This is a genomic window from Mycobacterium hippophais (assembly GCF_027529605.1).
Classification (GTDB): domain Bacteria; phylum Actinomycetota; class Actinomycetes; order Mycobacteriales; family Mycobacteriaceae; genus Mycobacterium; species Mycobacterium arseniciresistens.
Window position 1 is genome coordinate 233,823 of the sequence record NZ_JAPZPY010000009.1, and the last position, 10,871, is coordinate 244,693.

Annotated in this window: 12 protein-coding genes; 5 read left to right on the top strand and 7 right to left on the bottom strand. The window is 71.1% G+C overall.

The annotated features are described in order from the left end of the window. Positions 1 to 30 precede the first annotated feature (30 nt). Complete coding sequence (locus tag O6P37_RS19715; RefSeq protein ID WP_269895647.1) at positions 31 to 924, bottom strand: fructose bisphosphate aldolase; 894 nt, start codon at positions 922 to 924, stop codon at positions 31 to 33. A gap of 184 nt (positions 925 to 1,108) precedes the next feature. Between O6P37_RS19715 and O6P37_RS19720 the strand changes: the two genes are divergently transcribed. Next, positions 1,109 to 1,624, top strand: coding sequence for a hypothetical protein (locus O6P37_RS19720; protein WP_269895648.1), 516 nt, complete (start codon positions 1,109 to 1,111; stop codon positions 1,622 to 1,624). Here O6P37_RS19720 and O6P37_RS19725 read toward each other — a convergent pair. Next, complete coding sequence (locus O6P37_RS19725; protein ID WP_269895649.1) at positions 1,621 to 3,003, bottom strand: pyridoxal phosphate-dependent decarboxylase family protein; 1,383 nt, start codon at positions 3,001 to 3,003, stop codon at positions 1,621 to 1,623. The genes O6P37_RS19720 and O6P37_RS19725 overlap by 4 nt on opposite strands. A gap of 101 nt (positions 3,004 to 3,104) precedes the next feature. Here O6P37_RS19725 and O6P37_RS19730 point away from each other — a divergent pair, with 101 nt between their 5' ends. Further along, a complete protein-coding gene (locus O6P37_RS19730) occupies positions 3,105 to 4,310 on the top strand; it encodes an enhanced intracellular survival protein Eis (RefSeq protein WP_269895650.1) in 1,206 nt (401 codons plus the stop codon). On the opposite strand, the gene O6P37_RS19735 is transcribed toward O6P37_RS19730, so the two are convergent. Both O6P37_RS19735 and O6P37_RS19740 read right to left on the bottom strand, forming a co-directional pair. Beyond that, complete coding sequence (locus O6P37_RS19735) at positions 4,307 to 4,975, bottom strand: (2Fe-2S)-binding protein (protein ID WP_269895651.1); 669 nt, start codon at positions 4,973 to 4,975, stop codon at positions 4,307 to 4,309. The two genes, O6P37_RS19730 and O6P37_RS19735, sit on opposite strands and share 4 nt — an antisense overlap. After that, positions 4,972 to 5,802 carry an AraC family transcriptional regulator gene (locus O6P37_RS19740; RefSeq protein WP_269895652.1) on the bottom strand — a complete coding sequence of 277 codons (831 nt, stop codon included), beginning with the start codon at positions 5,800 to 5,802 and terminating at the stop codon, positions 4,972 to 4,974. Before O6P37_RS19740 ends, O6P37_RS19735 begins: the two co-directional genes overlap by 4 nt. Before the next feature lie 25 nt (positions 5,803 to 5,827). Here O6P37_RS19740 and O6P37_RS19745 point away from each other — a divergent pair, with 25 nt between their 5' ends. From O6P37_RS19745 to O6P37_RS19755, 3 genes are read left to right on the top strand one after another with little or no spacing between them, the layout of a single operon-like run. Further along, positions 5,828 to 7,090: an amidohydrolase family protein gene (locus O6P37_RS19745; protein WP_269895653.1), complete on the top strand. Its 1,263-nt coding sequence runs from the start codon at positions 5,828 to 5,830 to the stop codon at positions 7,088 to 7,090. Positions 7,091 to 7,146: 56 nt separating this feature from the next. Further along, a complete protein-coding gene (locus O6P37_RS19750; protein ID WP_408633208.1) occupies positions 7,147 to 7,497 on the top strand; it encodes a VOC family protein in 351 nt (116 codons plus the stop codon). A gap of 53 nt (positions 7,498 to 7,550) precedes the next feature. Further along, positions 7,551 to 8,267 (top strand): phytanoyl-CoA dioxygenase family protein, encoded by a 717-nt coding sequence (locus O6P37_RS19755; RefSeq protein WP_269895654.1) that lies wholly within the window; start codon positions 7,551 to 7,553, stop codon positions 8,265 to 8,267. A 4-nt stretch (positions 8,268 to 8,271) separates the two neighbouring features. Here O6P37_RS19755 and yaaA read toward each other — a convergent pair whose 3' ends face one another. From yaaA to O6P37_RS19770, 3 genes are read right to left on the bottom strand one after another with little or no spacing between them, the layout of a single operon-like run. Next, positions 8,272 to 9,018, bottom strand: a complete 747-nt coding sequence (yaaA, locus tag O6P37_RS19760; protein ID WP_269895655.1) for a peroxide stress protein YaaA — start codon at positions 9,016 to 9,018, stop codon at positions 8,272 to 8,274. A gap of 34 nt (positions 9,019 to 9,052) precedes the next feature. Further along, complete coding sequence (locus O6P37_RS19765; RefSeq protein WP_269895656.1) at positions 9,053 to 9,532, bottom strand: MSMEG_6728 family protein; 480 nt, start codon at positions 9,530 to 9,532, stop codon at positions 9,053 to 9,055. 49 nt (positions 9,533 to 9,581) lie between these two features. Then, positions 9,582 to 10,718 carry an alkaline phosphatase family protein gene (locus O6P37_RS19770; protein WP_269895657.1) on the bottom strand — a complete coding sequence of 379 codons (1,137 nt, stop codon included), beginning with the start codon at positions 10,716 to 10,718 and terminating at the stop codon, positions 9,582 to 9,584. Positions 10,719 to 10,871: the final 153 nt, after the last annotated feature.

Sequence of the window (10,871 nt, forward strand, 5' to 3'; positions counted from 1 at the left end):
TCGATGCCGACCGGCGGTCCGGCGCCCGGCTTACCCGGCCACCGACGCGTCGTAGATCGACTGGATCGCCTTGTCGAGGGTGGCGTCGAACTCGTCGTCGGACTGCTGCGCGGACAAGCCCTCGGTGAGTGCACGGCTGAAGCTGGCGATCACGCCCGTGTTCTTCGCCAGCAGCGCGTTGGCCTCGTCGCGCGGGTATCCGCCGGACAGCGCCACCACCTTCAGCACCTTCGGGTGGTTCACCAGCGACTGGTAGTGGTTGGCCTCCGTCGGAAGCGTGAGCTTGAGCATCACCTTCTGGTCGTCGGGGAGGGCATCGAGCTGCTTGGCGATCTCGTCGCGCAGGATCTCTTCGGCCTGCGCCTTGTCGTCGATCGAGATGGTCACCTCGGGCTCGATGATCGGCACCAGGCCGTGCGAGAGCACCTGTCGGGCCACCTCGAACTGCTGCTCGACCACCGCGGCGATGCCCGCGGCATTCGCCCCACCGATGACCGAGCGCTCCTTGGTGCCGAAGATGCCGCCCCGCGCGCCCCGCGCGAGCAGGTCGTCGAGTTGCGGCATCGGCTTCATCAGCTGCACGTCGTCGGACGCGTCGGCCAGACCCTTGTCGATCTTGAGGAACGGCACCACGCCCTTGTCCTCCCAGAGGAAGGTCGCCGACGGCTTGCCCTCGATCTCGCGGTCCATCGTCTGCTCGAACAGGATGGCGCCGACCACCCGGTCGCCGGTGAAGACCGGCGAGGTGATGATCCGGGACCGCATCTGATGGATGAGGTCGAACATCTCCTGCTCGGAGGAGTAGGCGCTTTCCTCGACGCCGTAGAGCCGCAGCGCCTTGGGAGTCGAGCCGCCGCTCTGATCGAGCGCGGCGATGAATCCCTTGCCCGATGACACCTTGTCCGCTTGCTTGTCGTTCGCCATCTGCGCTGCCTACTCCCTTGAAGACGGTGGTCGTCGGCCACGTCCGCCGGTCGCCGGCGAGCGCGGTCCGCGTCCGAGGATATTCGGCCCATACGAGACCGCTCCGGCAGGTGCCATGGTTGGCTGTGAACCAGCTGTCGGTACCGACGGCGGGGTCGGGTCGGAAGGCGAAGGGGTTCGGGCGATGCGTCAGCTGAAACGGTTCGCGGCGGCGGGTGCGGCCATGGCGACGGGGGTGGGATCGGCAGTACTGATGATGGTCAGCGCTCCGGGCGCGGCCGCGCTGCCGCCGGGCGTCGATCCCTCGCTCATCACGTTCTCGAACATCCTGCGGCGCTGCGATTTCAGCCCGATGCAGTACGTGTCGGCGGCGGGCGAAGGCCGGGCGACCGCACACATCCGCACGGAGGGGTCGGGTGAGTTGGTGGCCGACGTCGACCTGGCCGTCGCGGAACCGTTCACCTTCTACGAGGTCAAGCTGATCCAGATGCCGCGGTCGGCGGCGGCGGCCTGCGAGGCCGGGTCGCCGGGCACCGCGGTCGGGGCGATCAACACCAATGCCGCCGGGTCGGGCTTCCTCACGCTGCGTGGTCCGATCGCGCCGGGCGCGACGGGTGCCTGGATCTCCATCGAGCAACCGCAGCCGTTCTCCCAGGTCCCCGACGAGTTCTACACCTCCGATCAGGTCGTGGACATCTAACCGGCGACCCGTTCGGCGATCGCGGCGATCACTCCGGCGCACCGGTCGATGTCGGCGTCGCTGGTGGCCCAATTCGCGATGCTGATGCGCAGCACGTGCTCGCCGCGCCAGGTGGTGCCGCCCAGCCAGCAGGTCCCGTCGTCCTGGATCGCGGCGATGGCGGCGCGGTTGGCGGCGTCACCGCCAGGGAGGCGGAGCAGCACCTGGTTGAGCACCACCTCGTTGAGTACCTGCGCCCCGGGGATCGCCGAGACGAGGTCCGCCATCCGCCGCGCCTGCGCACAGTTGCGCTCGACCAGCTCGGCGATGCCGGCACGGCCCAGCGACCGGATCGCCGCGTACACCGGCACCGAGCGTGCGCGGCGCGAACTCTCCGGCACGTAGCTGGTGTTGTCGCGTTCGCCGGCGTCGGCCACCAGATACGGACCGGTGAGACTCATCGCCGCCCGGTGCGCGTCCGGATGCGCGACCACCGCGAGCGCCGCGTCGTAGGGCACGTTGAGCCACTTGTGCGCGTCGACGGCCCAGGAGTCGGCCCGGTCGACGTGTGCGGTGAGCTGCCGGGTGCCTGGCGCCGCGGCGGCCCAGAGCCCGAAGGCGCCGTCGACGTGCAACCAGGCGCCGCGCGCGGCGCAGGCGTCGGCGATGGGGCCGAACGGGTCGAACGCCCCGGTGGCGACGTTGCCCGCCTGCGCGCACACGATCGCCGGGCCGTCGGCGCGCGACAGCGCATGGTCGAGCGCTTCCGGATCGAGCCGGCCCTGACCGTCGGCACGCACTTTGATCGCGGTGCCGGCGCCGAGGCCAAGGAGGCGCAGCGCGGTGTGGATGGTGACGTGCGCCTGCTCCCCGCAGAACACCCGCAGCGCCGGCGCCCCGATCAGACCGCGCTCCTCGACGTCCCAGCCGACTCGGGCCAGCACCGCGTGCCGGGCGGCGGCCAGACAGGTGGTGTTGGCCGCCTGCCCACCGGTGACGAACCCGACGCTGGCGCCGGCAGGCAGGCCAAGCAGGTCCAGCGCCCACGCCGCGGTGATGTCTTCGATCGCCGCGCCCGCCGGCGACAGTGCGTGGAACGCCGCGCACTGGTCCCACGCCGACACCAGCCAGTCCGCTGCCAGCGCCGCGGGAACAGCTCCACCGACGACGAAGCCGAAATGCCGTGGCCCGGCGCTGGCGACCAGACCGGGTTCGGCGCCGACGGCGAGGGCGTCGATCACGGCGTCGGGGTGCTCACCGTGCTCGGGCAGTGGTCCGCCCAGAATGTCACGCACTGCGGTCGCCGGCGATCGGGCGCCGACCGGCCGCGCGTCGAGTCCGGCGAGGAACTCCGTCGCATGCCGCACCGCGGCCTGCAGTCCGGCGGTACGGTCGGGCATGGCATGACCCTACTCAATGCCGTTCATCGACAACGTGGTTCGCGCTCACCCGGCGAAAAGGAGATGCGGCCACCGGCGGCGGTGTGGCACTGTCGGACATCATGAGCGACACCGCCGGACCGCCGGTGCCTCGCACGGTCGTCGAGGACGACTGGCGGGCGATGTCCCTACTGGGCGCGGCCGCCTTCGGCGAGCACTCACACACCGACTCGGTCTCCACGTGGCGGCACCTGGTCCCGTCCGACGGTGCGGTGGTGGTGGACGACGGCGCCGACGTCGTGGCCCAGTCGATCTATCTGGACCTTCGGCTCACCGTGCCAGGGGGACAGGTGCTGCCCGCCGCCGGCATCAGCTGGGTGGCCGTCGCGCCGACACACCGCAGGCGCGGGCTGCTGCGGTCGATGTACGAGGAACTGCACCGCCGGATCGCCGACGCGGGCTACCCGCTGGCGGTGCTGACGGCCAGCGAGGGCGGCATCTACGGCCGGTTCGGCTACGGCCCGGCGACGATCGAGCGCGAACTGTCAGTCGACCGGCGCTTCGCCCGCTTCCACGCCGCGGTCCCCGACCCGGGTGGCGTCCGCGTGGTCGATCCGGCCGCGCACCGCGACGACTTCGTCGCAATCTACGACCGGTGGCGACGGCGCACCCCCGGCGGGCTGTTGCGTCCCGCCCCGCTGTGGGACGAGCTGCTGGCCGACCGCGAGGACTCCCGGCACGGGGCGTCGAAGTGGTTCGCGTTCCTGCACCCGGACGGTTACGCGTTGTACCGGGTGCAGCGGGACGGTCCCACCACCGCGCAGGTGTCGGAACTGCGGGCGGTCACCAGCGACGCCCATGTGGCGCTGTGGCGGGCGCTGTGCGGGCTCGACCTGATCGAGCGGATCGTCATCGGGTCGCCGCCCGGTGACCCGTTGCCGCACCTGTTCACCGACGCCCGACTGGTGCGCACCACCGCGGCGGCCGACGACCTCTGGGTGCGCATCATGGACGTCCCGGCGGCGCTCGAGGCGCGCGCGTATCAGGGCGACATTTCCACGGTGCTACAGGTCGACGACGGATTTCGCGGCGACGGCGGACGATTCGCGCTGGACATCCGCGCCGGCAGCGCCCGGTGCGCGCCGACGGACGCACCGGCGCAGGTGCACACAGACCTCGACGTGCTCGGCAGCCTGTATCTCGGCACCCACCGCGCGTCGACGTTCGCGGGCGCGAATCGACTGCGTTGCAACGACATCGAGTTGTTGCGCCGATTCGACACCGCCTTCGCCGGCGACGCGCCCGCCGAACTCGGCTTCGGCTTCTAACCGCGCAACGAGCAGTCGCCGCACATCGAGCCGGCCGGCGCGCGGTAGAACAGACAGCAGCTCCGGCGCCGGAACCCCATGTCTCCGGCGCTGAACCGCCCCGACCCGGCCAACGGTGTCGATTCCAGCAGCGCGGCCGTCAACCCGACGACCGGGCGGCGCAGGTCCGGCCGTGCCGCGGCCAACGCGGCGGCACTGCCCACGAGCGCGGACGCGATGTTGCCGCGCAGCAGTCCGGGCGCGAGGCGTTCCGGCATACCCGCCGCCAGCCGCTCCAGCTGGCCGCGGACCACGGTGTCGTACAGCCGGGCGGGGGAGCAGTCCTGCGCGCCGTGTGACTCGCCGGCGGGGTCGGTCAGACGCAACTGCGGGCCGTTGCGTGCGCGCTGCAGTGACAGGAGGTCGGGTAGTACGCCGTGGGCGACCACACACGCCAGCACGGGCGACCACAATCGGGCGGCGTGGCCGAGGTGGACGAGCGACGCGCCGACCCGGCGTTCGTCGGTGCGGTACCGGGTGACGGTCAGGTCGACGAGGCCCCCGAACCCGTCCCGATAGCAGTCGGCGATCGGCTGCCAGGCTTGCGTGTCGTCCCGGTCGCCCACCTCGAGCGTGAAGAACATTCCGTAGGACGAGATGTCGGCCAGCGCTGCGCTGATGTTCACGCTGTCGGGGCGGCCCGTCGGCGGTAGGACGACGGCGTCTCGCCACAGAACTGGGTGAACGCGCGGGTGAACGAACTCAGGCTGTCGAACCCGACGGCCGACGCGGTCTCCTGCACCGACTGCCCGGGAGACGCCAGCAGGGCCATCGCCCGCAGCATCCGCGCGTGCAGCAGATATGTCCGCCAGCTCAGCCCGAGCTCGTCCTGGAACTGCCGCCGCAACGTCCGCTCGGACACCGCGACGGCGCGGCTGACCTGCTCGGCGGTCACCGACTGCAGATGCTCCTTGGTGTAGCCCATCGCCGCGGCGACGATCGGATGGTCCGACGTCGGCAGGCTCAGCGGCGTCTCGTGGTCGAGCGCGTCGGACACCAGGTGCCCGAGCGTGCGGAAGAACCCGTCGGAGACCGGATCACCGTCCGCTCGGCCGATCGGCCATCGCAGGGCGTAGAGCATCATCTCGCGGATCAGCGGGGACACCGCCAGGATCCGGGCCCGGTCCCCGCCGCCCGCGACGAGCTGCGGGTCGAACATCACCGCGACGGTGCGCACGGCGGGACTCATCGTCGTCTGGTGCTCCAGGCCGGCGGGCAGCCACGCCGCCTGCTGCGGCGGCACCAGGTGATGCCCAGCCGCCGTCTCCACCTCGACCACGCCGCCGGTCGCGTACTCGATCTGGTGGACGTCGTGCGAGTGCCAGCCGGTGACCAGCTTCTCGCCCTCGTACAGATAACTGCCGCCGAGGGCGCGGCCGCCGCGGCGCAGGTCGACATGGCCGATGTTGGCCGGTACGGCCAAACGTGTGGCCGGACGCGCAGAGACGGTCACGGTTTCCGAGGGTACTAGTTGAGTCATGAACACCGACGACCTGATCCTGGTGAGCATCGACGACCACGTCGTGGAACCGCCCGACATGTTCCTCAACCACGTGCCGGCCAAGTACAAGGCCGAGGCGCCGATCGTGGTGACCGACGACAAGGGCGTCGACCAGTGGATGTATCAGGGCAGGCCGCAGGGGGTCAGCGGGCTCAACGCGGTGGTGTCGTGGCCGCCCGAGGAGTGGGGCCGCGATCCCGCCGGCTTCGCCGAGATGCGGCCCGGGGTCTACGACGTCCACGAACGCGTCCGCGACATGAACCGCAACGGCATCCTCGCCTCGATGTGCTTCCCGACCTTCACCGGCTTCTCGGCGCGCCACCTCAACATGCACCGCGAAGACGTCACGCTGGTGATGGTGTCGGCCTACAACGACTGGCACATCGACGAGTGGGCGGGCAGCTACCCCGACCGGTTCATCCCGATCGCGGTGCTGCCGACGTGGAACCCCGAAGCGATGTGCAAGGAGATCCGCCGCGTCGCGGCGAAGGGTTGCCGGGCCGTGACGATGCCGGAACTGCCGCATCTCGAGGGGCTGCCCAGTTACCACGACGAGGAGTACTGGGGCCCGGTGTTCCGCACCCTCTCCGAGGAGAACGTGGTGATGTGCCTACACATCGGCACGGGGTTCGGGGCGATCAGCATGGCGCCGAACGCGCCGATCGACAACCTGATCATCCTGGCCACCCAGGTGTCGGCGATGTGCGCCCAGGACCTGCTGTGGGGACCCGCGATGCGTAACTACCCGGAGCTGAAGTTCGCGTTCTCCGAGGGCGGGATCGGCTGGATTCCCTTCTACCTGGATCGCAGCGACCGGCACTACACGAACCAGAAGTGGCTACGTCGCGACTTCGGCGACAAGCTGCCCAGCGACGTGTTCCGCGAGCACTCCCTGGCCTGCTACGTCACCGACAAGACCTCGCTCAAGCTGCGCCACGAGATCGGCATCGACATCATCGCGTGGGAGTGCGACTACCCGCACTCGGACTGCTTCTGGCCCGACGCGCCCGAGCAGGTGCACGCCGAACTGCTCGCGGCGGGCGCCGACGACACCGACATCGACAAGATCACCTGGCAGAACAGCTGCCGGTTCTTCGGCTGGGATCCGTTCAAGCTGACCCCCCGCGACGAGGCGAAGGTCGGTGCCCTGCGCGCCAAGGGCGCGGACGTCGACGTGTCGATACGGCCGCGCAAGGAATGGGCGCGGCTCTACGAGCAGAAGCAGCTCGCCAAGGCCTGACGGCTCCGCGTTTGGTGCGCCGCTCCACCGGAAACCCGACGATCATGATCGGGAAATTGCGCTCCGTCGTCGTCGACACCAAGGACCCGCAGGCGCTCGCCGAGTTCTACGCCGGTGTGCTCGGCGGAGACATCGAGGCGGAGGACGAGGACTTCATCGTGCTCACCGAGCGGTCCGGCCGGCGGCTGGCCTTCCAACTCTCACCCGAACACGAGCCACCCGAGTTCCCGGATCCGAGCGGCTCACAGCAGTTCCATCTCGACATCCAGGTCGACGACGTCGACGATGCGCAACGACAGGTGCTCGCGCTCGGCGCGACCGAGGTGGGAGTGGAAGGGGAGGACTTCCGGGTGTACCGGGACCCGGCCGGACACACGTTCTGCCTGGTCTGGGGCATCACCGAGTAGATCGTTCCAAAATGAGTGGCGGGACCGGTATTCGGTGCGGCACCCTGTGACACGTGCTCGACGTCGACGACTTCATCCGCGACGGCTTTGCCAGACTGGCCGGGGCTGCTCGACGCGAAACCGCCGACGCCGCAAGGGAATTGCTGTGGCGGCAGATCGGACTCTCACCGGATGAACCCAAGAACTGGAACGCGCCGGTGAAGTGGGCGGCCGACCTCACCGGTCACGGTCCGTTCGGCGAGATCTCGCGCAGCCCCCGCCTCGCCGACGCACTGGACCTCGTCTGCGGCCGCGGTGGCTGGCTACCGCGGGGAGCGCTCGGCAACATCCCCGTCCGCTTTCCGGCGCACCCGCCGGCGGAGGACCGCGGCTGGCACATCGACGCCAACACCCCGGCGCCGGACGGATCGTGGTCGGTCAGTGGGAGACCGCACACCCTGCTGCTGCTGACGTTGCTCTCCGACGTGGGGCCCGACGACGCACCGACGCGCATCCGGATCGGCTCACACCGCGCGGTGGCCGCCGCGCTGGGGGACCGCCGATTCTCCTTCGAGGACTCGGCCCCACTCGTCGACGAGGCGAGCGAGCGATGTCCGGTCGGCTACGCGACCGGCAAGCCCGGAGACATGTACCTGGTGCACCCGTTCACCGTGCACGCCGCCGACGAACACCGCGGCAGCACACCGCGATTCATGGCCCAGGCGCCTGTCATGCTGACCCGGCCGCTCACCCCGGGCACCGAGCCGGCGCTGGCCCGGGTCTGGGACTGACGCCTCAGGCGGCGATGACCACCGTCAGATCGTTGCCGTCGCGCTCGACCCGCATACCGGCGCGCCTGGCCGCGGCCGCCACCTTCCCGGCGTCGTCGGGCTCGGCCCTGCTACCGCTCAGGACACGCGCGAGCCGGCCCTTGTGTGCCTTGTTGAAGTGACTGACCACCGAGCGCCGGCCGTCCGCCCGCTCGGAGACGACGTCCACCCGCACCGCGCCGGGCAGCCGTCCAAGCGCCGCATACGATCCCGACCGCAGATCGACGACGAGGTCGTCGGCGGCGAGCTCGGCCAGCAGCGGTTCCAGTGACGGCCGCCAGTGCGCTGCCAGGGTGGTGCGGCCCGGCAGCTTCGAGTCTGCCGACAGCCGGTAGGCCGGCACCTGGTCGTCGGCGCGCAGCAGACCGAACAGCGCCGACCCGACCGCCAGCCGCGCATGGGCTCTCGAAGCCGCTGCGCCGCTGAGCGATCCGATGTCCAGTGCGTCGTAGAGCACGCCGGTGTAACGCGTCAGGGCGGGCAGGGTGGGGGCGGTGTACAACGCCGCGTTGCGGTCGATCTCGGCGTCCTGCTTGGCCGAGAGACCCAGGGCGGACCGGGATGCGGTGCGGTCCGCCGCCAGCGCCACCAGCTCGTCGACGAGTTCACGGCGCGCGGTGGTCAGCTCGGGGGAGCGCAGTGTCTCGAGCCGCAGCGGTGGTCCGTCGCCGCCTGCTCGTTTCGTCTCCGACGGCGGCAGCAGCACGATCACAGCGCAGACGTTAACAACACCCTCGGGGCCGTCCTCACAACGGGATACGGCGGGCCCGGTCGGAGTCCGGCCAGACATAGGGCAGATCGTCGGGCACGTCGGCGAAGTGGGCGCGGTAGTGCGCGGGGTCCTTGCGCACCAGGGCGGACTGGTGGCTGCGGTGGACGTCCTCGTCGCCGAGCCAGGGCGGGAGCTCGTCGGCGGTCGCGAGCTCGGCTTGGCTCCGGACGACGGCCAGCCCGGTGGTCGCGGCGAGATCCGAGGCCAGCGTGCCGGCGCACGTGTCGGCGTGGCCCATCAGGCACCACTGCGCACAGACGTCGAGGCCGTAGCGCACCAGTGCTTCCTCGTAGCCTGCCCACATCGCGGCTGCCGGGTGGCGCCGCCAGCCGTAGCCCGGCACGGTGAGCGCGCGCAGCACCTGAATGGTCTCCACCCGTTGCTTGCCCAGGCGGCGCGCGTCGAGCACCGCTGCGGACTCGGCGAAGCCCGGGTAGGGCAGAAACGTCTGCACGGCGCGCGCATACCCGGTGGGCGGACGGCCGACACGCCTCGGCGACCGCTCAGCCGACCGCCAGCAGCAGCGGCACCCGCTGTTCTGCCTGAGTGAGCGAGCCGTGCTGGCCGACCAGTGATGACTCCATGGGCTCGGCTGTGCGCCGCACGATCGCCGCATCGCCGCGTGCCGCGGCGACGACGTCACCGATGCGTGGCCGCACCGCGTCGGCCACGCGGTCACCGAACCAGCCGGCGTCGATCGCCTCGTCACGCGTCACCACCCAGGCCCGGTGGCCCAGCGTCTCGCGCCACGCCGCCGACACCGAGTCGACCGCCCCGTCGCGCACGTAGACGTGCCGCGCCCGCGCCTCACCACCGACGGCCGAGACGCCGTCGAGCAGCGACACGGTGGCATCGACGTCCACGACGTCGGCCGGGTCGACCCGCACCATGCCGTGGTCGGCGACCACAGCGAGCAACCCCCCGGGCGGCAGCGCCTCGACCACCGACTCGACCAGGCGATCGACCTGCCGCAGTTGCATCCGCCATGCCGTCGAGCCCGGGCCGTGCAGGTGGCCGATCAGGTCGAGGTCGCCGTGATAGCCGTAGCAGAACCCGCCGTCGGCGACGGCCCGCTGAATGCCCGCGGCGAGATCACCGAGACCGTGCACGCCGACGTACCGCCCGCCGCGCAGCACCGCGCGCGTCATCCCGGAGTGGGTGAACTGCGCGGCGGAGACCACGCTCACCGCGAACCCGGCCGCCGCGGCGCGCTCGAAGGTCGTCGCCATCGGCTGCAACTGCTCCGGCGGCACCTCGTCGCGCAGGTCGGCGCCCCACGGGTGCACGCGCCACCGCAACGGATTGATCAGACCGACGTGGGGCACCCCGAAGGAGTAGCCGACCAGCCCGTGTTCACCGGATCGCACCCCGGTGCCCACCGCGGCCAGACCGGCCACCGTGGTGGACGGGAATCCGACGTCCAGCGTGGGGCCGCGCATGCCGGCGAGGACGGGCGCATCGGCGGCGTGGGTGTCGAGCAGGTCGGCGCCGAGGCCGTCGATCAGCAGGACGCAGGCACCGGCCACATCATGCGGCAGCGGTATCCGGCGGTCGAAGCCGGCGACGTTCATCGCCGCCAGGACCGAGGGCACCACGTCGGCGAGGTGCGCGCGGGCCGGGTCCGGTCGCGGCAGGTCCACGTCGGTGAGCCTGCCACAGCAGGACCGGCCCGGGCGACGGGATTACGCGGCGACCACCGGTGCGGGCGGCGGCAGCGGCGCACCCGGCGGCGGAGGCGGCAGCGGCGCACCCGGCGGCGGGGGCGGCAGCGGCGCGCCGGGAGGCGGGGGAAG